A 26,252-nucleotide genomic window follows, 5' to 3' on the forward strand; every position below is an offset into this window, starting at 1 on the left:
TGTCGACAACTTAATTAATTATACAGACATAATTTTTAAAAGTCAACAACTTTTTTTATCATCATAATTTGTATAAGCTCGGCTTTTTTAACCGCTCATATAATATACCTTAGAAAAGAATGTTCGTCAACAACAAGTTTCAGCTTCTTTACTTACGAATATTTTTTACTCACCTTGCATTTACTTAAACGCAATAAATTAGTTACTAACATAGCCTAAAAAAGCTCACTGTAGATTCCCTTTCTTAGGGAACTTACAGTGAGCTTCTCACTTTAAATTTATTAACAATAATTAACTCAAAGAAAACTACTGATTATCATTTGAACTAGATGATGAACTGCTATCACTACTATTATTTTTATCATCTTGACTAGAAGACGTTGCTTCCTGAATAGTTTGTGGTTTTCCACCCAACTCTGGTGCATCAGTAATATAGTCTTTCAGTGTTGACTGGTTATTATGCTTAGCTTTGACTGATGTTGGGTTGTCCTTATTGGCTTTCTTCAATTGCTTCAATCCGCTTGCCTTCTGGTATGAATAATCTTTGCGATTAACCTTCTTAAATCCTTCCGGTGTATAGAAACGTAGTAAGTCACCCGTTTGGACATCATCTGAATACGTTAGCATTTTATCAACATCTTTTTGTGTTGCATCAATAATTTGTTTAGCTCTTGGATCCTCTTTTGGATTAATTTTTGTACCAGTGGTCGTTACATAATAATTACCACCATACTTCATATATTCCGCAGAAACCCAATCACCATTTCTAAATGGTACAACTTGACGACGATTTGTTGCTAATAAATCTTGACCAAATTGAATATCGTTATCTGTTGAAACACCTAACAGGTGCAGCAATGTTGGCATGACATCAATTTCACCACCATAGGTATGATTAATACCACCCTTCAATCCAGGTGCATGTACCATGAATGGTACCTTTTGCCAATTAGCTAGGTCATAATCAGATACGCTATCTTTTCCGGTCAATTTAGCAATTGCTGCCTTATGGTTTTCTGAAATACCATAATGATCACCATATAGGACAATCATTGAGTTATCATATAGGCCAGACTTTTTGAGCCAACTTAAGAATTCGCCAAAGGATTGATCCAAATAACGGGCCGTTTGGACATATCCGTCAACGGTCTTATCATTGGTTTTAGTTTTAGCAATAGAGGCATTTTGACTATCTAAATCATATGGATAATGATTTGTGACTGTAATAATTTTTGAATAAAACGGCTGTGGTAATTGTTCGAGGTATTTCGATGCATCCTTCAAGAAAATTTTATCCTTCATACCATATCCTATATTATAATCTGCATTATTTGCATTCTTATAATATGGCTTACTGAAGAAATAATCATATCCCCAAGACTTATACGTATTATCACGATTCCAGAAAGAAGCCACATCTCCGTGGAATGCTGCTGTCGTATATCCTTGTTGATCTAGAATAGCTGGCACAGCTTGATATGTGTTAGAAGTACCATAATTAACCATTGCTGATCCTGATGCTGTACCAAATAACCCTGTTTCAAGCATCATTTCCGCATCAGCTGTTTTACCTTGTCCCACTTCATTGTAGAAATTATCAAATGATAAAGTATTTTGATCATGATAGAACTTGTTTAAATTAGGAGTTACTTCAACGCCATTAACTTTGTAATCCATTAAAAATTGTTGGAATGACTCTAAATGAAAGACAATGACATTTTTGCCTTTTTCTTTACCGAAATAGGTCGCATTTTGTAAGGTTTTGTTTCCCTTAACATAATTCTTGATTTTATTAAGATCATCGGCTTTGGCATCTTTTTTAATATCCGCCGTTTGTTTGGTCTTAAAGATATTATATGCGGCATACTCATTTAAACCTAAGTATTTAACAATATAATTATTATCAAAAGTTCGAGTTAATAGACCAGAACGATCTTTGCTTGAAATGCCGTATCCAACAAGCATCAAGACAATTCCGAATACAGTTGTCAAGGCAGCAAAGCGTTTCTGAACGACTTCTTTATCGAACTTAATGCGTTTAAAGACTAATAATAGCACTAAAATTATGATATCCAGAAATACTAGAAAATCAAATGGGCTGATAATTCCTGCAATTGATTTTCCTAAATTATTATCTACTGAGCTACCTGAGTTAAGGATGTTCAACGATAAAAAGTCTGAAAATTCCCGATAATACAGCATATTGGCAAACAACCAAATTGACTGGATCAGATTTATCAGAATCATTAACCAATAAGCAACTTTACCTCTAAAGTAAAGTGCAATACTCAACAGTATAATCGCTGTTGGTAACGGATTAATGACTAGGATAAATTCTTGTAGGGTGCCTTGAACACCTAAAGAAAAGCTTGTCTTGTATGCCCAGTAGGTCTTAAGCCATACTAAGAATACAGATAACAAGAAGAAGCCAACGGTATCGTTGAAATCTGGCCATTTTTTCTTAATGGTTAACATAACTCGTTGCATTTTATTATCTCCAAATATTTTTTTAATTATTTGTTATATTGAAAACAAACTACCAAATTCTGGTTATCAACCTAACATATTATAAAAGACACCATAAAAATTTCTTATAATTCATCAGAATGATTCTCTAAACTCAGCTAGCGCCTCATAAATATCAATTGCCAGTAAGTCAACATCATCAAAAGCAAATCGATGTTGGTGCCGTTCATTTGTTTCTAAAGCAAACATACCTGACATAGAATCATACAATACGGTCACTACTGGCACACCAAACACACTAAAATCACGCTGTTGGATCGTTGACCGCTTGTCTAGGCGCATAGCCTGAACCCGTCGCACAATTTTACTTAAATCATTCTCTGCCAGCATAAATCTAACCTCACTGTTTGGATTTTATATTAAACGCGACAATGCCTGCAAACATCCCCAAGTAATAGGTAATGATTCGCCACAATGCCATCGCACATACTAACAATGCTGCATTTGGCAAAAACGTTGAAAACAGCATTGAAAAACCAATCTCAGCTCCACCTGTACCACCAGGAATTGGGAACAGAGAAATAACCATCACTATTAACACATGAAGTGACATCACTAAAATAATATTAACCTGTGAAGCTCCCAATGCTAATAAAATGAAATATGGGATTAAATAATAAACTGTCAATTGAACTAATGTCAAAACAATAGCTTTAAATAATACCCACCAATCATGGCTCATTCGTATACTTTCAGAATGAAAATTTTTAATTTTTTCATTTACAACTTGTTGCCATTCTTCTGCCTTATTTGGTTTTATCCATTTAATTGGTTTAAATACTACTCTGACCAGTGCTTTAGTTAAACCTGGCCAGTACATCACTAATAATAACGTAATTATCACAACTAGATGGATAATAAATCCTAAAATGACAAATAAAGACCACGCCTTTAATTTATCAGCAATAAATTGATAACCCACAACAATTGCAATGAAAAAATTAATGACAATCATCGCCTGATAGACCACAAATTTCATCAGTAAAATGGACCCTGCGCGACCGGGATCAACGCCAGCCTGAATAAGCGTAATCAATTGCATGGGTTGTCCCCCTGCAGAAAATGGTGTTATCCCATTACCAAATTGTTCAACCAAAGGGATTCGAATAGCATCGGACCATGATAATTTCTCATGAGAATCATCCACGAAAACTTTCACAACAATTGATTCCAATAATAAATAAACAACCATTGCTAACAAGGCAACCAGTAGCCACCACCAATTGGCATCCCGAAGATCTTGCATAAGTTGTACCATACTAACATTACGAAAGGACCAATAAAATATGGCTACACCAGCAATCATCATTAAAACAAATACAATGCCATTTCGCCTTGTCATTGATGACCCCCATCATTTTTGTCATTAACCTGATTTGTATAATAAGCGTCCCAAATTTTAGAAACATGTGTTGCTGAATAATATTCAGACGCCGCCAATGATTGTTTTGCCATCTGTTTCTGTAAATCATTATCTGCTTCAAGCGTATCAAGTTGTTTCTGCATCCCATCTTTATCAACAGCAGGTAAATAATAGCCATCAATAATAGCACGATATAAATCTAAATCGCGTAAAATTGTTGGCGTTCCAGTGCTAAAGGCCTCTAAAGCTGACATCGGAAACAGTTCTGTATAACTTGGCAGCAAAAAAACATCAGCTGCATTATAATAATCATTCATCAATCTTCTATCCACTATACCAGGAAAAATCAAGTTTTTAGGTGGATTATCAACCACTTTTTTAAGTGTTTCATAGCCGGCCGTTATAGCGCCAAACGAGAAACCACCAACCCAAACGAATGTCCAATTCGGATTGTCTTTTGCTAACTGAATAAAATCTAACACACCTTTTCGAACTTGAACCTGCCCTACACCCAAGATCATGAATGTATCTTCAGGTAAGACCAATTTTTTACGAATATTTACTTTTTGATTTTCAGGAACAGGAAAGAAATCGTCTTTGGAAACAAAATTAGGAATATAGGTGATTTTTTCTTTTGACACACCTAACGCCACTAGTTTATCAATGAATACTGGATTAACTACCACAATTTGGTCCATTCGTTTATAGAAGGTCATCACATACCAATAAAAAATCTTTTTAAATGGCCACCATAAATTAATTGAACCTTCTAGGGTTTCAGGTAAAAAATGTACATATCCTACTTTTTTACCTCTTCCTGGAAGAAATGTATTTAAAAAGAAGCCAAAATTAATAGTATGATAATGACTAATATCAGTCTTTGACAAACTGTTAAATTTTAGTTGGAATTTATCGGGAAACCTACTAGTTAATAAATTAACTAGTTCACGGTAGGCTGAACCAACACCTTGACCGGGAACTGTTTCAGCTGCAGAGAACATTGTGATTCGAATCATTTATTATTTTTATGGAATGGCGTCCTAGATAAAAATGATTTTGCATACTCAAAATCATTACTATCCGCTTCTTCCATATCCTCCTCTTCATGGTACACAACTAGTGCCTCAGAGTAGAAATCTAACACTCGTTGTCCAAAAGTAACTTCATCAATATCATGCAGCACTTTCTGCCGTACTGCTGGATTTCCTATCACTTGCTGTTGTTTCTTTGCATTTAAGTACATGATTAGTGGTGCCATTAGATCATAACTATCATCCGCAAGCGATCCAATATTTTTATCTAAAACAACTGTCTCTAAATAAGGACTACGAATCGCAACAACGGGTGTATCAGCCGTCATTGCTTCAATAAAGGTCAATCCTTGCGTTTCCGATACGGAAGCAGATAAGAAAACATCAGCTAATTTATAATAACCATAGACCTCTTTATGATCCACTTCTCCGGTAAAAATCACATGATCTGCAATTTCTAATGACCGTACATGATCCTTTAAAGCAGACATTGCTGGTCCATCTCCAACAATTACAAACATCGCCTCGGGTACCTGTTCTAATACCTCTGCAAATATCGTTAATGCAGTATCAATATTTTTTTCAAAGGCCACGCGCCCTAGTGATAGGACAACCGGTGTCTGACTAGCTAATCCTAATTTTTCACGCAAATAAGTGCTGGTATCATCTTGTTTTGCATGTTTTACACTAACACCAGTCGGAATAATCTCAATTGGTGCAGAAACTTTATATTTGGTTAGTGTATCAAATGTTTGTTTAGATGGTGCAATTACGCCAGTCATTCCTGCCATGTAACTTCGCGCAATCACTGCTACACTAGCTGGCCGAATGATTTTCCCGTTAGCAACATAATGTAAATAATCTTCATAATTTGTATGAAAAGTATGTACAACGGGTATTTTCAATTGTCTAGCAACTAATTTTCCCATTAAACCTAATGAGAATTCAGTTTGAGTATGTACAATATCAAGTTCTAACTTTTTTGCTAGCTGAATCGCTTGAATAGCACCACGATACGATAACCGCCGATCCTTGAAACCAATAAATGGAAAACTTGGAAAGCGATAGACATCAGGTTCTAAAACTTCCTTTGGCACATTTGGATCAGTTGAAGTAAAGATATACACCCGATGTCCATGGTCAATAAGCTGCTGTCGGAGTGTCTGAATTGATGATACAACACCGGAAACTTGTGGTGCATATGTATCTGTAAATAATCCAATATTCATAACTGACCAACCTTTCACAAAATTACTTATTACTTATAATAACAAATTTCTATTTATAACGGAAAAAAAGCATGTAAAAAGAGCCATTAAATACCACCATTACGCTTGATGTTTTCAAGGTATGATAGTATTTCTGACTCTTTCATTAAAGTTAACTAACTTTATTCTCAGCTAAGATTTTTTCAACAACAGCGTCCATCTCTGGCGTCCGTTGCCATTCAATATACTCTGAAATAGCAATTTTTGTTGGAATATCAAAATTCTCATTAACAAATTTTTCGTAACTAATAACATTCTTAGAGTGTGGAATGTTAATTTTTAAAATTCGAACCTTCTTGATCATTCCTTCTTCAACAGCATACTCTGCCTGACCATTATGCAACAAATTGCCAATTTCCTTATACGTTGAGCCATCATTGCGTGTAATTTCTTCAATAATATCTAACGTCTGAAAATCTGCTGACATTACTCAACACCAACCTCTTGCTTAACAACCGTGACAATTCGATCAACATATTCATCGACAGCTTCACGAGTAGGCGCTTCCGCCATCACTCGTAACAAATCTTGCGTCCCTGAAGGCCGTACAAGAACACGTCCATCATTGCCCATTTCAGATTCAACTTCGCTAATAATTTGCTTAATTGCTTCATTTGACAATGCTGCTTTTTTATCTTGTACTTTAACATTTACCAATTTTTGTGGATAAACTGTCATTTCTGCAGCTAATTCAGATAATGGTTTATCTGCCTCTTGCATCACATGTAATAATTGTAGTGCGGTTAGCATGCCATCACCTGTAGTTGCCCAATCTAAAAAGACAACGTGTCCAGATTGTTCACCACCTAGGTTGTAACCAGACTTGATCATTTCTTCAACGACATAACGATCACCGACTGCCGTTTTCACAGAGTTCAGTCCGTTTTCAGACATCGCCTTATACATACCAATATTAGACATGACTGTCGTCACGATGGTATCTTGCTTTAAACGACCGTGTGAAGACATGTATTTACCAACGATGAACATAATTTGATCACCATCAATAATCTGCCCCTTTTCGTCGACGGCGATTAAACGATCACCATCACCATCAAATGCCAAACCAACTTGCGCTTCATTTTCAAGCACAAATTTTGCTAATGCTTCTGGGTGGGTTGAGCCGACGTTTTGGTTAATATTAAGACCATCTGGTGATGTCCCCATCGTAACAAAATCAGCGCCCATGTCTGCAAATAAATTAGCCACTAGACCTGACGTAGCACCATTTGCTGCATCAATAGCTAATTTCATGCCATCTAGGTTACTAGGAATAGTCGTTTGCAAATATTCTAAGTATTTAGCCGTTCCCTCTTTAAAATCAGAAACAGACCCCAGGCCTTCAGCTGCTGGGCGTGGCAATGTATCTTCTGGTGCATCAAGCAGTGCTTCAATTTCTGCTTCCAGCTCATCTGATAACTTCATACCATCAGAACCAAAGAATTTAATACCATTATCTTCTGCCGGATTGTGTGATGCTGTAATCTGTGCACCAGCATCGGCCTTTTGTGCACGAACTAAATAAGCAACCCCCGGTGTAGAAATCACATCTAAACGTTGGATTTCAATACCAACAGAAAGTAAACCAGAAATTAGTGCATGTTCCAATAATGGACCTGACATTCTTGTATCACGTCCAACAAGCACACGAGGCCGATGATCTACTGCATGACGAGTTAGTACTGCTCCACCCATTCGGCCAAGACGAAATGCTAACTCAGGTGTCAATTCTTTATTGGCAATGCCCCGCACGCCATCTGTTCCAAAATAATGTAATTCAACCATAATTCTCTTTCTACTCCTTAGGAGTTATAACCACCGATACTGTCTTTGGGTCAACACTTTCAGCACCATTTGGCACATCAATCGTAACATCTTTTTGTGTTGCTGTCGTTACGCCAGACAAATCTACAACAGCCTGGACATTCTTTAATTTGTTTAAGACATCAATATTTCCTTGTACAGCTACTTCATTAACTGAGCCAGACAATGAAAATTCTGAAGCATTACCATTTTTTGTTTTTAAATCCAATGGTACTTGACGCGTACCATTACCTGTTTTAATTGGTATTTTAACCGTTGTAACCTGTGGTGATACAGCGACATCTACTGGATTACCATTCGCATCTACTGCCTGCAATGTGACCTTTTGTCTAACCGTTTTTTTCGTATCTCGCTTCAATTGCACATCAGCGACAACACTATCTACGACATTAATTGCGGACTGACGTCCCATAATTTGAACGTTGTTGACTGACGTTGTCACCGTACCAACTGTGTAACCATCAGCAATAGCATCCTTATTATAGTTAGTTTTCACTGAATAATATGAAGAAGTGCGCTTATACATGGTCAATGTTACTTTAGGTGTTTTCAGCTTATACGTCAAATCTTTATTTAACCCAGTAACTTTAAGACTAACAGTATGTGTACCATCTGATAAATTCTTTAAGTTTGCTGATACTTGAAAATTTTTCGTGTTTTTTGCAGCCGTAACTAATGCCGATGGTCCACTTATTGTCACCGCAACATTGTCGGGCACACCACTAATATAATAATCATCTGTATTAATGCCAGAAAATTGAATAGGCACATTAACCGTTGCCGACTGTGAGGATGTTATCTTGCCAATAGTAGATAATTCATTAGTATTATTATTTGATCGACGCGTGGACGTTGTTGATTGTGAGTCAGTGTAAGCGGACATAAAGATGGCGACAGCTAATGTTAACAGACCATACACGATTTTATCAGTACGTCGTTTCATATTACTTATCTCCTCGCTTTAAGAATGATCTTAACTGCGTCCACCAAGATTGGTTAGCTACCTCATCTGATGTGACAAGTTGACGGGTAAGGTACTTCCGATAATCCTCTCGAGATAACGACTGCATCAATTCCGAATTTCTAGTAATTGACACAGCACCCGTTTCTTCAGACACAACAATAGTTAGTGCATCCGTAACTTCTGAAATTCCGACTGATGCACGATGCCTTGTCCCCAACTCTTTAGGAATTGTTGCACTGTCCGACAATGGTAAATAAGCTGCAGCCGTTGCCAATCGATTATCTTTCAAGATAACTGCTCCGTCATGTAACGGTGTATTCGGAATAAACGTATTGATCAATAGCTGACTTGAAATTTCAGCATCAATTGGAATACCGGTTTCAATATATTCTTCTAAACCTGTCTCCATTTCAATTGAAATTAAAGCACCAATACGTCGCTTAGACATATACTGAATCGCATCATCGAGCTCATTAACCAATCGTTTTTCAGATTGATATGCCTGTTTTTGTCTGAACAAACCAGAACGACCAAGGTGTTCAAGACCTCGTCGAATTTCAGGCTGAAAAACAATCACCAAGGCAATGACTCCCCAATTAATAATTTGGTCAGTTACCCAAGAAATTGTCGCTAATCCGAAATACCAACTAACTACCTTCACTATGATAACAATTCCAACACCACGCAGTAAAGTGACCGCCTTGGTACCACGAATCAGCATCATCAATCGGTAAAGAACCCACCAGACAATGATGACATCAATGATACGAACAATGTTTATATTTTTTAATAATGCATCAATATCAAAATTCATACTAACTCCTACTCTTCCAAATTGGTCAACATGCCTGCTTCCGTAAAGTTAATATTTTGTCGAATGTTCATACTCGTCGCATTCGAGATAAAGTGAGCTTCAGTTAAATGTTGTACCGCTTCACGTTGTGCATTCAAGCCAACTAATTCGAGTTCAATTTTCAAATCTTCAATATTTTGGACACCTTTACGACCATGACGTGCACGTTCCAAGCGTGAACGGTACATAATAATTAAATTATACGCTGCCGTTTGATCCAGGTGCGAATTTTGTGCCTCTTCTGTACTAATATATTTTGAGATTGCTGCAATTGCTTCTTTGGCAGATTCATGATGCGCTAATTCATACTCTGACATCAATGTGTCAGAAGAATCATCACTTAACCAGACACGTACCATGCGTCCAAAACTCATTAAGAATCTACGAATTTGACGCCAAGTTCGCTTACCTCGATCATGGGTAACTAAATCATCCAATTCGGATTCTGCACGATCAATACGCCGACCTTCACTAGCAAAAACTAATGGTGTAATGCGCTCATCGACTAACAATCTTTGAATGGCACTACGTTCTGCTTCTAAGGCGATTTGCCGTAATGACATTTCTGCATTTAAGATTGGACTCAATTTGTCAGTTTTCATAAATTGCAATTGCAATTGGCGAATTTGAATTTGATAACGTCGAATTATTTCATAGACAACCGCCTGATTTGATTCTCGGCGTCGTGCCTCAATTTCTCGCACAGCTGACTGTAAAACATAAACCCGTGCACGTGGTTCTGACATATGTTGTGCGACCTTAGCTTGCGCCTTATTCTTACCAGGTGGCACTTGTGTTTTCTTTGTTCCACCAACTATTGGTAGAAATACAATGGCAACAACCAATGATAAAATTATTGTGATAGCAGCAATAAATAGCATTAGCGCACGTTGTGGAAATGGTTGGCCACTATCTGTTACAAGTGGTACAGATAAAACTCCGGCCATTGTCACTGCACCGCGAACCCCTGTCAGTCCAGATGTAATGGCAACCTGCCATGATGCAGTTTCATTTTTATGATTTTTTAAACGTACCCACTGTGAGACATAAGTCCAAATAACACGAATACCAAAAATAATGAACCAAGTAATTACTGAATACAAAATAGCCATTGGTAATGATATGACTTTGCCTAAATGTGTTGCTAATGGAAATTCAATTCCCAAAATAACAAATATGTATCCATTTAATAGGTATCCGAAAACATTCCATGTATTAATACCAATAACATGGAGTTCCCCCGTATAATCAACATCATGTTTTGTATGAATATTTAAAATAATTGCCGCAACGACGACAGCAATAACACCAGATGAATGAATTTCTTCAGCAATAATATAAACTAAGAAAGGTGTGAATAATTGAATCACAACCCGTAATGAGACATCATTAATGGCATGTGCAGATAGCCAGTCACCAACAGCATTAATAAGAAACCCCATTAATGCCCCTACTAAAGTTCCCACAATAGAAACATATAGGAATTCACCTGTTGCGTCCCAAAGCGAAAAGGTTCCTGCTGTTGCAGCTGCAACAGCAAATTTAAATCCAACCAGACCACTTGCATCATTAATTAGACTTTCTCCAGCCACTAAATGCATAATTGAAGGCGGCAATTTTGCTTCAGATGCAATGGCTGACACTGCTACGGGATCAGTCGGTGATAAAATAGCTGCAATCGCCAATGCTACAGGAAGTGGTAACTGTGGAATCATCCAATAAATCAAAAAGCCACCAACAATCGTTGTAATAAATACTAATAAGATTGCATTACCAAAAATAGGTCCTCGTAATTCCCAAAGCTCTTTTTTAGGAAATCGCCACGCGTCTGAGTATAGCAACGGGGCAATAAATAAAAGTAAAAACCATTCTGTATCAAGTTCAATTTCAACATTAAAAAACACAGCCACAAGTAAACCTAATCCAATTTGGATCAAACTGACTGGTATCTTTTTTAGAAAGTTACCTAATACGTTGCCTAACACAACTAAAAATGTTAGACCAACAACGGTTTGTAGTAGAACCATACACACACTCCTTTTCTTTGTTTATTTTCTCCCTAGTACCCGAACTTCAGTTTCTAAGTTTACTGAAAACTTTTCATATACAACATCTTGAACATGCTTAATTAACTGAACATAGTCACTCCCGGTTGCTTGTCCACGATTAACAATAAAACCTGCATGTTTTGTCGATACCTGCGCACCACCAATTTGATATCCTTGTAGACCAGAATCCATAATCAATTTACCAGCAAAATATCCAGTTGGTCGTTTAAAAACTGACCCACACGATGGAAATTCTAAAGGCTGTTTTTGCGCGCGACGGGTATTAAAATCAGCCATTTTTTCACCAATTTCTGATCGTTTCCCAGGTTGCATAGTAAATGTTGCTCTAATAATGACATCGCCCGTTTCCTGAACCAAACTATGACGATAACCGAATGCCAATTCAGCTGCAGAATATGTTTTTATTTCTCCCACCGGCGTAATTACATCAACACTTTGCAAAACTTGATCGATTTGACCGCCATATGCCCCTGCATTCATAAAAACAGCGCCACCAATCGATCCAGGGATTCCTGCGGCCCACTCTAAACCAGTTAATGAATAGTCATAGGCTACTTGTGCCACCTCAATTATCCATGCCCCTGCTTCAGCAGTGATGCTATTTTTTTTAAAAACTTCAATTTGATGCATATCGGTCAAGAAAATGACTACTCCTTGTCGACCATCATCAGTAATAACCAAATTCGAAGCATTACCAAGAACTGTAATGGGTAAATCAGTCTCATTTGCAAAATGGACGACCTGCTGTAGTTCTTGTTGTGTTTTTGGCCAAAAGCACCAATCTGCTGGCCCACCAACACGTGTATTTGTATAGTCTCCTAAATTAACATTCGCCTGAATGTTATAACTTGGAAACATTTCATTCAACATTTTCATTTTTCAATTCCTTAATTAAATCACTTTAACCAACTGTTTCAATGGTTCAACACCAAAATCAGTTGCTTGTCGTACTAAAATTTCAGCTGCCGCTACTGTGTCATTAAGTGCATTATGATGGTGTTTTAAATCAATTCCTAGCGCTGCTGCTACCGTATTTAATTTATGATTTGGTAATTCTGGATAAAGTTTTCGTGACGTGCGCACAGTATCTAAAGATAGATAGTGCGGCAAGTCAATATCATAATGAGTTAATGTTTCTCGCAAAACACCATTATCAAACGGCGCATTATGAGCGATAACTAATTGATTAGGTGTATAAAACTGCTGAATTTGCTCCCAAACTTCTGGAAAAATTGGTGCATTACGGACATCAGCTTCGGTAATCCCATGAATACGAGTATTACGCTTATCAAAAAAACTATCTGGTTTAATTAATGTATAAAATTCATCAACAAGTTTGTTATCGCGCACAACTGCCAATCCAAGCGATACAGCACTATAACGCTTAGCACTTGCAGTTTCAAAGTCCATTGCAATAAAATTCATGATTACACCTCATTAATCGTTGACCGTCCAAGCCATGTCAAAAGCTGGCACCAGTTTTTGATCACTATTCATAATTTCACTTTCAGAACCGGCAATGCGCTTAAAACCCATTTTTTCATAAATATGAATGGCAATTTCATTGATTGTTTGTACTGTTAATACCAACTGATTGACTGAACTAAAGGTTATTGCCCAGTTTAAAATTTCTGAAATCATTGCTTGCGCTAATCCATTACCTTGATAATCAGCTAACACCGCAACCCCAATTTCTGCAACTCTTGGTTGGCCAGGTTTTGCCGCAGCCGACGCCAAACCAACTAATTGTCCCTCTTCAGTGGCCGACACTAGCATAATGTTATTTGTTGTCGTCTGCAGAATATCAATATTATCAGCTTCATCCGTTGCTTCAATCGTTTCAGGATCTTGTGCAATCATAAATGTACTAGATTCATCCTGTAATTGAAATAACAGTCCCATCAGTTTTACTGCATCCTGTCTATCTGCAGGTCGTACAAATACTTCCATTATGCCTCCATTGCTGCTAATAATTGGTTTGATCGATGACCAGTTGCTGTAATTGTAATTAGTCTTTCTGTCTCTTGACCTTCGACCCGTTCAAACGAAATTTTTAATACATCATCAGGTAGATCGGCCTTAATATACTGTGACCACTCAACTAATGCAACACCATCGCCGCCGAAATACTCTGATAATCCTAAATCCTCTGCGTTTCCCTCTTCACCTAGACGATAAACATCCAGATGGTATAAAGGAAACTTTTCTGTACGATATTCACGTACCAAAGTAAACGTTGGACTCTTAACGGGCCTTCTCACACCCAATTCTTTTGCAAATCCCTGTGTAAAGGTAGTTTTTCCTGCTCCTAAATCACCTGATAACAAAATTGTGTCACCAGCTATCACATTTTTTGCCAACTTAGCGGCTAATTCTTGTGTTTCATTCACTGTGTTTACTAATATTCTCATAGTTAAAAGTATACCATTTTTGACTAACTGATTACAGAGCACAAACGGCTCAAATAATGGCAAAAAAGCTCAACATAAAATTTTTACGGAGCTTTAATGACATAATATTTTAATTTAATTGATTAACCGTTAACTCATCGGGAACATTATAAACGACTGCCTCAGTAGCAGTTAACATATCATCTGTTAACTGTAGTTTGGACATTTCACCCTGATGATAAGACTGAAAATAATAACTACGGCTTTCAGCCACCGTAGCTGCTCGATAAACCGAGAATGTTTGTTGATGTGTCAAATTTTGTGGTACTGTCACGCTATCTAATAAATGCCAGCTGGTAATAATTGCCTCTGCTTCATCCGCCGGTTGATCAGCCCGTTCTTTTAGATACGCTGCTCTTAAAAAGCGTGCACCAGGTGAGTAAGAACCTGGCGGTGTCGCTTTGCCAGATAGTTTTCCCGTTGTTACTTTAGGAACATTGATTGGCATTTTGCCCGCCTTAAATTCTGGTTTAAAATCAACATATTTTTCTAATTGCTGAATTTGACGCTCAAAATGTGGACTATTGGTTACCACCCCCAATGGATTCGCCACAATTCTCATTGGCCAAGTAGTTGGCTCAATCACGACGATTGCCCCAGTAGGATCAGTAACAGCAAAATGTAATTCAGGATTGCCATACTTTATGACACTATTTTTTTGAGACATTAGTTGAATGTCAGCAATATGTTCAGTAATATCAGCAATTGATTTAAAATTTCCTAATAGCCAAAATACAAATTCAAATGGCGCAATCTGTACTTTAGAATCGTCAATTTCATCCACAAAGTGTGCACCATTACCAAAAGTCAATTTTTGTGCACATAGTCCATATTCATTAACACCATCCGCAATATCTGTTCGTTTATTGCTTAATTCACCACCACCAATGAAGGCATACTTGTTTTGTATGAGATGTCGGTTAAATGATGAATGCCATTGATATTTTCTAGGCACAAACATTGGCGAATTCTCTAACCTCGGCCAATCCATTGTTCGCGACAAAACATGTACACCATTACGTGCAACTTGAAAAATACTCGTACACATACGCTGTCCCTCTTACCTTATATATTAAAAAGCGCCATGACACATCTCATCGATAAATTGCCAACGAATTTGTGTTATGTCGCTCCTCTATTAATTTATCTAGTTTTCTAATGCCTGTGCAGCCGTAATAATAGCGACCTTATAGACATCTTCCTCATTGGCGCCTCGTGACAAATCTGAAACCGGCTTTGCTAACCCTTGTAAAATTGGGCCAACTGCTTCAAAGCCGCCTAAACGTTGGGCAATTTTATACCCAATATTTCCAGATTGTAGATCAGGGAAGATAAAGACATTTGCTTGGCCAGCAATTTCAGAATCTGGTGCCTTTGACTTAGCAACCTCAGGAACGAACGCTGCATCAAATTGTAGCTCACCATCAAGTGCTAGTGATGGTTCTAGTTCTTTAGCAATTTTCGTTGCTTCTGAAACTTTATCAACCTGTGTTGCTTTGGCTGAGCCCTTTGTAGAAAAGCTTAGCATCGCAACCTTTGGATCAATACCAAAGACTTTTGCCGTCTTAGCTGACTGAATAGCGATTTCTGCCATCGTTTGTGCATCAATGTCAATATTGATTGCTGCATCAGCAAAGATATAACGGTCATCATCACGTTGCATCACAAACGCACCAGAAATTCTTGATGAACCTGGCGCTGTTTTGATAATTTGCAAAGCAGGACGAACAGTATCCCCAGTTGGATGTGTTGCACCAGATACCATACCATCAGCTAAATTCATATAGACTAACATCGTACCGAAATAGTTCACATCAGTAACCCACTTTTTAGCGGTCGCTGTATCTGTCTTTCCATGGCGACGTTCAATAAGTTCATGAATCATGTCGTTCAACTTATCTTCAGGATAACTTGCTGGATCAATAACTGTTATGTTTGATAAATCAAATTGATGTTTTTCTGCCGTCGCATCGATCAATGACTGCTTTCCTAACAAAATTGGCTTAACTAGACCATCAGCAGCTAAACGAATTGCTGCACCTTGAATACGTGCATCTTCCCCCTCTGGAAATACAAGTGTCTTATTTTGTCCTTTTATCTTATTTGCTAATTGCTCAAACAACTCCATGATCAACAAACCCCCGTCTTTTTTTAAAATTATTTTTTATTACATATCCTATTATACCATAAAGGCACTAAACCCATTGATGTATAGCCGTTTCTAAGTGTTTCACTTTAGCAACAAAATATATTGATTTATACCCACTTAATAGGTGCAACATTATTTTTTTGCAAAAATTCGTTGGTTTTACTGAATGGTTTAGAGCCAAAAAAACCACGATAAGCAGACAATGGACTTGGATGAGGCGCTTTCAACACCAAATTTTGTTCACCATTAATGAGCTGCTTTTTATTTTGCGCTTGTTTACCCCACAAAATAAATACAGTTGGTTGATTTCGTTCCGCGACTAATTTAATAATTTCATCAGTCAACTGTTCCCATACTTCGCCTGCATGTCCCCCAGCATGGTGAGCTGGTACTGTTAAAACTGTATTTAACAGTAAAACACCTTGTTTTGCCCAACGATGTAAATCACCATTGTTGGGTGCAGTAACTGCTAAATCATCTGTTAATTCTTTATAAATATTAATCAATGACTTAGGTAAGGCCATCGTTGCTGGTACAGAAAAACTCAACCCCTGCGCTTGGCCAGGGTTTGGATATGGATCTTGCCCTAAAATCACGACTTTCACCTTGTTTAAAGGGGTTTCTTTTAACGCAGCAAATACATTTTGTCGTTCTGGATACACCGTATCGACTAAATAAACTGTATCTAAAAACTCTTGGATGCGACCAATATAATTTGGCTGCAATACTGGTTGCAATGCATCTGCCCAATCTTTTGGTAATAGCTCTGGCATATCGACTCCTATTTTCATAATTTGAATTCATGCATATATCTATTATACTGACTAAAACACGTTCAAACATGATTATGTTAGAATAAAATAATGAGTAATCTTTTTCATGTCATGACGAGGTGTTTATATGCATGATTTACTAATGTCAAAAGTACGTGAACAATTTGATGGTACAACTACTGTCACAACTTATACAAATGTCGTCAAATACATTATCTCTGGACAAATCGGTCAACGATACGATACGATCACCATTTATAATCAATCTTACGAACCACTTGCTAAGATTACACAAATTTCAAGTGGTATTATTCCTAGGTTCATTTTAGCAAACCATCAACAAGAAGTCGGTTCAATCGGCCTATCTCTGAAGTTACACGAATTATTATTTGTGAACAACTTAAACTGGTTTGTCCTTGGTAGTCTTGAAAAACGTCACTTTCAAATAAAAACAGTTAGTCAACAATTAGCAACCGCGACCCCAAGTAAAGATCAACGTCTATTAATCAAAATTTCTGATACACATCAAGAGCCACTTTTATTACTGATTATTGCCTTTTTAGATCGCTGGGAATTTATTGCTCATGGGCACCCACTAGCTTGGCCAAGTATTTTCAATATGCCAGCCCCACGTTTGACACCATTTATTAATTCTAAAGCACTAAAATATCTACCTAAAAAATAAAAAGGCTGGGACAGAAATTGTCTCAGCCTCTATTTTTTTCGCTAAAAGTGCGTAATTAAGAGCATATTAGTTTTATAGCATAAACGCGTTCCAAGCCGGCTTCAAAACGACTTTTGTCTCGCTCTCTTATTTATACATTCAAAACTTTATCTAAGAAATCACGTGTACGTGGATCTTGTGGATGATCAAAAATTTCTTTTGGTGCACCTTCTTCGCGAATATAACCATCTGCGAAGAATACCACACGATCAGCAACCTGCTTAGCAAAGCCCATTTCGTGAGTCACCACAATCATCGTCATACCTTCTTCAGCAAGTTCTTTCATAACTGCTAAAACATCACCAACCATTTCTGGATCTAATGCTGATGTCGGCTCATCAAATAACATAATTTCCGGATTCATGGCCAAAGCACGCGCAATTGCCACACGTTGTTTTTGACCACCAGATAATGTGTCAGGCTTAACATCTGCCTTATCAGCTAGACCAACACGATCTAAAAGCTTTTTAGCATTTGCAATCGCTTCGCTTTTGGTCATCTTACCTAATTGTACTGGTGCTAACGTCATATTCTCCATGACTGTTAGATGAGGAAAAAGGTTAAAGTGTTGGAATACCATACCAACCTTTTCACGTATCTTGTCGATGTTCACCTTAGGTTGGTTGATATTCTGACCATCAATAGCAATTTCGCCACTATTAATTTCTTCAAGCTTATTCAATGCACGTAGAAATGTAGATTTGCCAGAACCAGAAGGGCCAATCATTACGACAACTTCACCTTCTTCAACAGCCAAGCTCAACCCTTTTAGCACTTCATTTTTTCCAAAGCTTTTATGAACATCACGTGCTTCAATAACTGTTGCCATTATTTGATCCTCTTTTCTACCCAATTTGATAACCAAGTTAATAGTGTAATAACGATAAGATATAGAACCGCAATCATTAACCAGACTCTAAATCCTTGCAAATTACGAGCAATGATTAATGTACCTGTTTGTGTTAATTCAATAATACCAATTGCTGACAGAATTGATGTATCCTTCAACGTAATAATAAATTGGTTAATAAAACTTGGTATCATTAAGCGAATTCCTTGTGGCATAACAACTTTGCGCATTGCCTTACCATATGGTAGTCCCAATGAACGTGCTGCTTCAAGCTGTCCTGAATCGACCGACTTAAATCCACCACTAACGAAAGCACCAATATAAGCACCTTCATTCAAAATCAACGTGATAACACCCGCTGTAAAGGCCGGAATTTTTTGTCCAGTTAAGTTGGGAATTCCAATATATATAAAGAAAGCTAGAACAAGCATTGGTAACCCACGGAAAATGTAAATAATTGTCGTTGAAAGGCCACGAGCGAGCTTACTTGGCATAACGCCTAGAATACCTAGGAATATTCCCCAAATAGCTGCCAAAATAATTCCCACTAAGGTCAACTCTAGTGTCTTAACTAGCCCACTAGATAGCGCACTCTTATTTTCTTTAACAAGATCCCAAATTGTTGTTTTTTGATTTTCAGTCTGGTTAGCTGCATTCTTTTTATAATTGTAGCCACCTTTTCCTAGATATCGGTTAACAATCTTGTCATAAGTACCATCTTTTACAATTTCTGCATAACCCGCATTGAATTTCTTTAATAGTTCAGCATTAGCAGACTTTTTGACACCAAAACCATACCAATTACCTTTGGCTGGTTTTGTGACAATTTTTAGATTTGTACCTTGCTGAATCGCATATGCCATAACTGGTTGATCCTCAAAAACAGCAACCGTATTACCAATCAAAACATCATTGTACATTGTATTTGAATCATTAAAGAAGGTTACTTTAAAACCATACTTTTTTGACATCTCACGTGCGTAATCCGCTCCAGCACTACCTGTTTTTGCGGCCACTGTTTTACCTTTTAGATCAGACAATCCTTTGATTTTTGATTTTTGTGAAACAGCCATAACAATACCACTTTTATAGTAAGGTGTTCCAAAATCAAAAGTATTTTTACGCTCGTCTGTTATGGACATACCAGCAACGATACCATCAACTTGACCAGCCTGAACTGCCTGCACACCAGCATTGAAGCTCATTGGCTTTAGTGTATAGGTAAAGTGCTCGCGTTTTGAAATTTCTTTCAGCATATCCATATCAATTCCACGATACTTCCCGTTATCTGTTTGAAACTCAAATGGTGGGAATGTTGTATCAGTTGTAATGGTATAGTTTGGTGTTGCTGCATGCACAGCTGGTGAACTTACTACTATCCCAACTGCCAGACCAACTAACGCCATTAGACTAATTAACCACTTGCGCATTGTCTATTCCTCCAAGACTATAATTTTTAAATTCATACCAGTTTATTTTACGCTATTCACACGATAAAAAGATATTTTGTGTCAGCTTTTCTGACATTAAATATTCTTTATCAGTAAAGTAAAAACACTGATTTGATGGATTCTATGCTAAATCTCCATCAAACCAATGTTTTTAAAAGTTATTAATAACGTTTCTTCAATGTTCGGTGTAACTCACGATCTTGATCACGTCTTTTGATTGTTTCACGTTTATCATAATTATGTTTACCAGTTGCAACACCAATTAGAACCTTTGCAAAACCATGTTTTAGATAAACCTTCAAGGGCACAATCGTTTTACCCTGTTGCGCAACAGCCGCCTGTAATACTTGAATTTCTTTTTTATGCAATAATAATCGTCGACTACGTAACGGATCGTGATTAAATCGATTACCTTGTTCAAATGGACTAATATGCACATTATCTAACCAGGCTTGGCCATCACGAACCTGGACAAAACCATCCCCAATCGTGATTTTACTGGCACGAACTGATTTAATTTCTGTTCCCGTCAATTCGATACCTGCTTCATAAGTTTCAGCAATTGCATAATTATATCGTGCTTTATTATTAGTTGCCAACGCACCATCAGCGCGCTGCTTTTTTTTAGCCATGACAACCCCCTGATTCTAATTACTAATGACGGCCTTTACGGTTGGTACCTTGATGCTTCGAATCTGGTTTACGTTTATTCTGATAGGCACCAAATGGCTTACCATCATTATGAGTTTTATTTCCCTTTGATGAATGATTACGCTTATCATGTTGACGGCGCTCACCACGATTTTTACCAAAAGCACCACGATGTTCTTCGGGTACTTTAATATCGGTCAAAGGTGCTTCATCTGGGTCTACCAATACAAAGTCAATCGATGCTTGTTCCTTATCAACACGAACAACACGAACTTTCACTGGTTGACCAATTTGATAGATATGATGTAAGCGACGGCCAATCAATGCCATGTGTGCTTCATCGTAAACATATTGATCATCAGTAAAGTTTGATACATGAATCAATCCTTCAACGGTGTTCTCTAATGAAACAAACATACCAAACTTTAGCACACCGTTGACAACACCATCAAACTCTTGGCCAACTTTGTCCATCATGAACTCAGCCTTCTTCATCGCATCAGTATCACGCTCTGTATCAACTGCACGACGCTCTTTAACAGAAGTATCTTCACCAATTTGAGCTAGTTTGTCTGCATACTTTGCCTGTGCTTCTTCACCAAGCCCATTCTTTTCATACCACTTGATCAATCGGTGAACAGTTAAATCAGGATAACGACGAATTGGTGATGTAAAGTGCGTATAATATTGGGCGCCAATTCCAAAGTGCCCTAATGGTTCATTCGAATACTTCGCTTGTTTCATTGTACGCAGCATCATCGTTGAAACCATCTGTTCCTCCGGACGACCGACAAAGAAATTATGGATCGCTTGCAAATCTGTTGACTGTATCTTTTCAGGATCCAACTTTACTGGTGCTCCCAAAGCTTTTACAAATTCAACGAAGTTTTGCACACGATCAGCATCCGGCGTTTCGTGAATACGATATAAGAATGGTACCTTAGCTAAGTCAAAGTGCATCGCAACAGTTTCATTTGCTGCTAACATGAACGATTCAATAATCCGTTCTGATAAACCACGTTCACGTAATTCAATATCAGTCGGCTTTCCTTGCTCATCAACAATGATTTTTGCCTCGGGTGCATCAAACTCAATTGCGCCTCGGGCCGTACGCTTTGCCGACAAAATACGATGTAACTCAGCCATATCTTCAAACATCGGCACTAATTCTGCATATTCAGAACGGGTTTCTTCGTCACCATCCAAGATTGCATTCACTGCCTTATAAGTCATACGTGCATGTGATCGCATCACTGATGTATGTAGACGATGATTAACCAAGTTTCCTTTTGGTGTGAACTCCATTTCAGCTGACATCGCTAATCTATCAACACCTGGATTCAATGAAGCAATGCCATTTGATATTTTACGTGGCAACATAGGAATCACACGATCCGTTAGGTAAACTGATGTGCCACGATTATAAGCTTCTTCATCCAAAGGTGTTCCTTCAATCGCATAATGAGATACGTCAGCAATATGAACACCTAAGTGGAAATTACCATTTGGTAACTTCCAAACAACAACCGCATCATCCAAATCCTTTGATTCAATTGAATCAATTGTAACTAATGGTTGGTCGGTAATATCTTCACGTCCCTCACGTTCACTATCTAATACTTCGTCAGGAATCGCTTCTGCCTGCTTCATTGCATCTTCAGGAAAGACATGTGGTACATCATGGTTGTAGACAATTTCCAAAATATCAACACCTGGATCATCTTTATAACCAACTTTATCTGTTATGACACCTGTAAAGTGCTTTGGCATTTCAGCTGACGGATATGTTGCAATGGATGCCACAACGACTTCACCATCTGTAGCAACTAACCCACCTTCTTTGACTAAAAACTCAAATGAAGAAAACTTTTTATCAGTTAATCGTACGCTACCAACATAGCCCTTGTAATCACTACCGAGAGCGAATTCCCCAACAACTTGTTCACGCCCGTGCGTAATAATTTCCTCAACCTTACCCTCTGGACCACGTTTCTCATCACCTTTATTAAGTAATTTCACACGCACTTCATCACCCTGAGTAGCAAAGGCAGTATTGTCTGGATTAATAAATACATCTGGTGCTGTTTCATCGTAATGAACAAACCCGAAGCCTTTATCATTAGCTTTAAAAATACCAATCACACCCTCATGATCAGCATTATACTGGAAAGCCCCTGCATCATTGACCTTGACTTTACCAGCACGTTCCAAAGCCGCTAATGCTTGCACAACTAACTTAAAAGCATTTGCATCATTTAATCGCAACCCATCTGTCAACGTTTGTGCTGGATACGCTTGGGTTGGATTACCTTTCAAAAAACCAAATAATTGATTTTGTAAATTTTGTAACTCCATTAATTTCTCACTATTCTTAAAATGAAAGACCTCTCGTAATAAATGTCACGAGAGGTCTTGAGCACTGGTTATTTTTAATGTGAAGAAAGGTAAACAAGCGCCAATCCCAAAATAAACCAGATTGCTGCAAGAACTGCTGTAACTCGTTGCATCACAGCGACAAATCCTCGGGCCTTTTGGGTTGCAAACAAGTCACCACCACCGCCACCTGATAATGCTGACAAAGCATCCTGTTGCTTAGATGGTTGCATCATAACCGCAATAATAATTAGTGCACCCACTATAATCATTGCTGTTAATAGTATGTTGTACATCCTGGTGCCTCCTCTTTCTTCTATCTCTAATCATATATACTTTTATAGCATAACATAGGTAATAAATTGTCTCAATAAAAAAAGTGAGACTGATCAATAATTTCATCAGTCTCACTTATCTTTATATTAATTAATTATTTTGCTTCGTAGTTAACAATTGCATCACGTGCAGACTTGTCAATGTTGTAGAAGCTGTTAATACCCTTGTATTCAGCAACCTTATCAGTCAACAAATCTTCAATGCGCATCAATTGGTTGTACTTAGCAATACGGTCAGTACGTGACATTGAACCAGTCTTAATTTGACCAGCGTTAGTTGCAACAACCAAGTCAGCAATGGTTGTATCTTCAGTTTCACCTGAACGATGTGAAACGATAGCTGTATAACCAGCTTCCTTTGCCATTTCGATTGCTTCAACAGTTTCTGTCAAAGTTCCGATTTGGTTAACCTTAATCAAGATAGCATTAGCAGCACCCTTAGCAATACCCTTTGCCAAGAAGTCAGTGTTCGTTACAAAGAAGTCATCACCAACGATTTGTACCTTGTTACCAAGACGATCAGTCAACTTTGCCCAGTTATCCCATTGTTCTTCATCGTTCAAGTCTTCAGCTTCTGCCAAAGGATCCTCAACAGAAACAACTGGGTACTTCTCAATCAAGTTTTCTAGATAATCGATGAATTCATCAGTTGTGTATTCCTTCTTATCAGGTTCACCAGCTAATGTGTAAATCTTCTTTTCATGATCATAGAATTCTGAAGAGGCAACGTCAAAGGCAATTGCCACATCCTTTCCTGGCTTGTAACCAGCGCGTTCGATTGCTTGCAACAAGTATTGGAATGGCTCTTCATTTGAAGTAAAGTTAGGGGCAAATCCACCTTCATCACCAACAGCAGTTGAGTGACCTGATTCCTTCAACAAAGCTTGCAATGCGTGGAAAGTTTCTGAACCCATACGAACAGCTTCAGCAACTGACTTAGCACCAACTGGCATAATCATGAACTCTTGGAAATCAACTGAGTTATCAGCATGTGCCCCACCATTAACAACGTTCATCATTGGCGTTGGCAATACCTTTGAGTTAAATCCACCAAGGTAGTTGTACAATGGTGTACCTAATTCATCAGCAGCGGCACGTGCAGCAGCAATTGAAACACCCAAGATAGCGTTGGCACCCAACTTACCCTTGTTTGGCGTACCATCCAAGTCGATCATTGTGCGATCCAACAAAACTTGATCAGTAACATCCATACCAATCAACTTGTCCTTGATTACCTTGTTAACATTTTCAACAGCCTTCAAAGTTCCTTTTCCAAGGAAACGGCCCTTATCACCATCACGTAATTCGACAGCTTCGTTAACACCAGTTGAAGCACCAGATGGCACGATACCACGACCAAAGCCACCTAATTCAGTGTAAACTTCAACTTCAACAGTAGGGTTACCACGTGAGTCTAAAACTTCGCGTGCATAAATATCAGTAATTGCAGACATGTTGTCTTCTCCTTACTTATTCTTGAAAGTATAGTTAAATATGGGAATATCCCTCGAGACTTATTGTAACATAATTCACAGTATATGCTAACAACGACGTCTGTAAGTTTAATAACGGACACAAAAAATTCACATTACCTTCACAATCAAACGATCACTTTTTAATTATTCTTAAAAATCAATGCGCTGACGTCACTAATTTGCAAGTGATTTGTTGTTGTTTTGTTATACTAATGACTGTCATGTAATTGTTAAGCACGTTAAACTATACTTGTTATGACATTATTTTTTAAGGGAGAAGATTTATGAAAAGAGCAATTTTTACTATTTCATTATTAGTTAGTCTATTATTCATTATTCCCATCTTCTTTCTAAGTACATCACAAGCATTTTCGGGCTGGTTAACAAACCCAAAAGAGCAGGTCACCCATCTACAAGCACAAAAGCAATCTCAAGCGGAATCAAGATCGAACTTAGCAAAATTTAGTTCAAGATTAGCTGCTAGTGGTGTCTCGGTCATCTCTAGTAACTCAGAAGATGCCGTTGATCCCCATCGTACAGTGATGACTTCTCAAAATCCTAAAAATTCCCGGACCTCCCAGCAAGCCACAAGCCAAGAAATGTCATCTCATTCAACCAGCACTAATCGAGATAAATCATCAAACCAACCGACAAGTTCTAGTGCTAATTCACAACATAGTTCAAGTAGCTATAGTTCATCTAGCATGCCAAGTTCTTCTACTTCGAGCAATTCTTCAAGTAACTCTAGTTCTTCAAGTAGTTCTAGCTCTTCAAGTAGTTCTAGCTCTTCAAGCAGTTCTAGTTCTTCAAGCAGTTCTAGTTCTTCAAGTACTTCTAGCAGCTCTAATTCTTCAAGTACCTCAAATAGCTCGAGCTCTTCTGACTCTTCAAGCAATAGCAGTTCTAGCTCAGTTAATAGCGAAAGTTCTAGCACTAGTGGTTCTGAAAGCTCAACAACAAATCATGATTCAAGTTCAAAAGAATCTGGTAGTAATAAAGAAACAAGCAATACACAGGGAAGTTCAGTTGTAACTCCCGCACCTGACACGGCTATCTCATCTGTTGATTAACAATGAAACGCGTCTGAAACATAAGTAACTATTATAAACTGAAAGAGGTTGAG

The 26,252-nt window shown here is 37.8% G+C and carries 25 protein-coding genes; 1 reads left to right on the forward strand and 24 read right to left on the reverse strand.

What is annotated here, in order from left to right; all coding sequences use genetic code 11:
* Positions 1-306: 306 nt before the first annotated feature.
* The 17 genes from HMPREF0877_RS08225 to HMPREF0877_RS08305 form a co-directional block, all read right to left on the reverse strand.
* Entirely contained in the window at positions 307-2,487 is a 2,181-nt protein-coding gene (locus HMPREF0877_RS08225) for an LTA synthase family protein (protein WP_002828873.1), read from the reverse strand.
* 114 nt (positions 2,488-2,601) lie between these two features.
* Positions 2,602-2,856 carry a DUF1797 family protein gene (locus tag HMPREF0877_RS08230; protein ID WP_002828874.1) on the reverse strand — a complete coding sequence of 85 codons (255 nt, stop codon included), beginning with the start codon at positions 2,854-2,856 and terminating at the stop codon, positions 2,602-2,604.
* A gap of 10 nt (positions 2,857-2,866) precedes the next feature.
* The gene (locus tag HMPREF0877_RS08235) at positions 2,867-3,868 is read right to left on the reverse strand and encodes a lysylphosphatidylglycerol synthase transmembrane domain-containing protein (RefSeq protein WP_002828875.1); all 1,002 of its coding nucleotides are present in this window, start codon (positions 3,866-3,868) and stop codon (positions 2,867-2,869) included.
* Positions 3,865-4,905, reverse strand: a complete 1,041-nt coding sequence (locus HMPREF0877_RS08240; protein ID WP_002828876.1) for a glycosyltransferase family 4 protein — start codon at positions 4,903-4,905, stop codon at positions 3,865-3,867. The genes HMPREF0877_RS08235 and HMPREF0877_RS08240 overlap by 4 nt, the downstream gene beginning before the upstream one ends.
* Positions 4,902-6,149, reverse strand: coding sequence for a glycosyltransferase family 4 protein (locus HMPREF0877_RS08245; protein WP_002828877.1), 1,248 nt, complete (start codon positions 6,147-6,149; stop codon positions 4,902-4,904). Before HMPREF0877_RS08245 ends, HMPREF0877_RS08240 begins: the two co-directional genes overlap by 4 nt.
* 151 nt (positions 6,150-6,300) lie before the next feature.
* Positions 6,301-6,615 carry a hypothetical protein gene (locus tag HMPREF0877_RS08250; RefSeq protein WP_002828879.1) on the reverse strand — a complete coding sequence of 105 codons (315 nt, stop codon included), beginning with the start codon at positions 6,613-6,615 and terminating at the stop codon, positions 6,301-6,303.
* On the reverse strand, positions 6,615-7,973 hold the full coding sequence (gene glmM / locus HMPREF0877_RS08255) for a phosphoglucosamine mutase (protein ID WP_002828880.1): 1,359 nt from the start codon (positions 7,971-7,973) through the stop codon (positions 6,615-6,617). Before glmM ends, HMPREF0877_RS08250 begins: the two co-directional genes overlap by 1 nt.
* A gap of 10 nt (positions 7,974-7,983) precedes the next feature.
* Positions 7,984-8,955 (reverse strand): CdaR family protein, encoded by a 972-nt coding sequence (locus HMPREF0877_RS08260; RefSeq protein ID WP_002828881.1) that lies wholly within the window; start codon positions 8,953-8,955, stop codon positions 7,984-7,986.
* A 1-nt stretch (position 8,956) separates the two neighbouring features.
* Entirely contained in the window at positions 8,957-9,790 is an 834-nt protein-coding gene (gene cdaA / locus HMPREF0877_RS08265; protein WP_002828882.1) for a diadenylate cyclase CdaA, read from the reverse strand.
* Positions 9,791-9,798: 8 nt separating this feature from the next.
* A complete protein-coding gene (locus tag HMPREF0877_RS08270; RefSeq protein ID WP_002828883.1) occupies positions 9,799-11,856 on the reverse strand; it encodes a Na+/H+ antiporter in 2,058 nt (685 codons plus the stop codon).
* Positions 11,857-11,877: 21 nt separating this feature from the next.
* Complete coding sequence (murB, locus tag HMPREF0877_RS08275) at positions 11,878-12,774, reverse strand: UDP-N-acetylmuramate dehydrogenase (protein WP_002828884.1); 897 nt, start codon at positions 12,772-12,774, stop codon at positions 11,878-11,880.
* A 15-nt stretch (positions 12,775-12,789) separates the two neighbouring features.
* Entirely contained in the window at positions 12,790-13,323 is a 534-nt protein-coding gene (locus HMPREF0877_RS08280) for a 3'-5' exonuclease (RefSeq protein ID WP_002828885.1), read from the reverse strand.
* A gap of 12 nt (positions 13,324-13,335) precedes the next feature.
* Positions 13,336-13,848, reverse strand: coding sequence for a GNAT family N-acetyltransferase (locus HMPREF0877_RS08285; RefSeq protein ID WP_002828886.1), 513 nt, complete (start codon positions 13,846-13,848; stop codon positions 13,336-13,338).
* Positions 13,848-14,309, reverse strand: a complete 462-nt coding sequence (tsaE, locus tag HMPREF0877_RS08290) for a tRNA (adenosine(37)-N6)-threonylcarbamoyltransferase complex ATPase subunit type 1 TsaE (RefSeq protein ID WP_002828887.1) — start codon at positions 14,307-14,309, stop codon at positions 13,848-13,850. The genes HMPREF0877_RS08285 and tsaE overlap by 1 nt, the downstream gene beginning before the upstream one ends.
* 109 nt (positions 14,310-14,418) lie before the next feature.
* Entirely contained in the window at positions 14,419-15,396 is a 978-nt protein-coding gene (locus tag HMPREF0877_RS08295) for a linear amide C-N hydrolase (protein ID WP_002828888.1), read from the reverse strand.
* A gap of 99 nt (positions 15,397-15,495) precedes the next feature.
* Positions 15,496-16,476: a phosphate acetyltransferase gene (gene pta, locus HMPREF0877_RS08300; RefSeq protein WP_002828889.1), complete on the reverse strand. Its 981-nt coding sequence runs from the start codon at positions 16,474-16,476 to the stop codon at positions 15,496-15,498.
* A gap of 128 nt (positions 16,477-16,604) precedes the next feature.
* A complete protein-coding gene (locus HMPREF0877_RS08305) occupies positions 16,605-17,270 on the reverse strand; it encodes a uracil-DNA glycosylase (RefSeq protein ID WP_040761095.1) in 666 nt (221 codons plus the stop codon).
* Between the two features lie 127 nt (positions 17,271-17,397).
* Here HMPREF0877_RS08305 and HMPREF0877_RS08310 point away from each other — a divergent pair, with 127 nt between their 5' ends.
* The gene (locus HMPREF0877_RS08310) at positions 17,398-17,955 is read left to right on the forward strand and encodes an LURP-one-related/scramblase family protein (RefSeq protein ID WP_002828891.1); all 558 of its coding nucleotides are present in this window, start codon (positions 17,398-17,400) and stop codon (positions 17,953-17,955) included.
* Between the two features lie 130 nt (positions 17,956-18,085).
* Here HMPREF0877_RS08310 and HMPREF0877_RS08315 read toward each other — a convergent pair whose 3' ends face one another.
* The 7 genes from HMPREF0877_RS08315 to HMPREF0877_RS10020 all read right to left on the reverse strand — a co-directional run bounded on the left by HMPREF0877_RS08315 (position 18,086) and on the right by HMPREF0877_RS10020 (position 26,063).
* The gene (locus HMPREF0877_RS08315; RefSeq protein WP_002828893.1) at positions 18,086-18,823 is read right to left on the reverse strand and encodes an amino acid ABC transporter ATP-binding protein; all 738 of its coding nucleotides are present in this window, start codon (positions 18,821-18,823) and stop codon (positions 18,086-18,088) included.
* Entirely contained in the window at positions 18,823-20,274 is a 1,452-nt protein-coding gene (locus HMPREF0877_RS08320) for an amino acid ABC transporter substrate-binding protein/permease (RefSeq protein WP_002828895.1), read from the reverse strand. The genes HMPREF0877_RS08315 and HMPREF0877_RS08320 overlap by 1 nt, the downstream gene beginning before the upstream one ends.
* A gap of 182 nt (positions 20,275-20,456) precedes the next feature.
* Positions 20,457-20,927, reverse strand: a complete 471-nt coding sequence (smpB, locus tag HMPREF0877_RS08325; RefSeq protein ID WP_002828896.1) for an SsrA-binding protein SmpB — start codon at positions 20,925-20,927, stop codon at positions 20,457-20,459.
* A gap of 22 nt (positions 20,928-20,949) precedes the next feature.
* Positions 20,950-23,301, reverse strand: a complete 2,352-nt coding sequence (rnr, locus tag HMPREF0877_RS08330; protein ID WP_002828897.1) for a ribonuclease R — start codon at positions 23,299-23,301, stop codon at positions 20,950-20,952.
* Positions 23,302-23,375: 74 nt separating this feature from the next.
* Positions 23,376-23,615, reverse strand: a complete 240-nt coding sequence (secG, locus tag HMPREF0877_RS08335) for a preprotein translocase subunit SecG (protein ID WP_002828898.1) — start codon at positions 23,613-23,615, stop codon at positions 23,376-23,378.
* A gap of 134 nt (positions 23,616-23,749) precedes the next feature.
* A complete protein-coding gene (eno, locus tag HMPREF0877_RS08340; RefSeq protein WP_002828899.1) occupies positions 23,750-25,108 on the reverse strand; it encodes a phosphopyruvate hydratase in 1,359 nt (452 codons plus the stop codon).
* 709 nt (positions 25,109-25,817) lie between these two features.
* Positions 25,818-26,063 (reverse strand): hypothetical protein, encoded by a 246-nt coding sequence (locus HMPREF0877_RS10020; protein WP_081443736.1) that lies wholly within the window; start codon positions 26,061-26,063, stop codon positions 25,818-25,820.
* Positions 26,064-26,252: the final 189 nt, after the last annotated feature.

It is taken from the genome of Weissella paramesenteroides ATCC 33313 (genome assembly GCF_000160575.1).
Taxonomy (GTDB): domain Bacteria; phylum Bacillota; class Bacilli; order Lactobacillales; family Lactobacillaceae; genus Weissella; species Weissella paramesenteroides.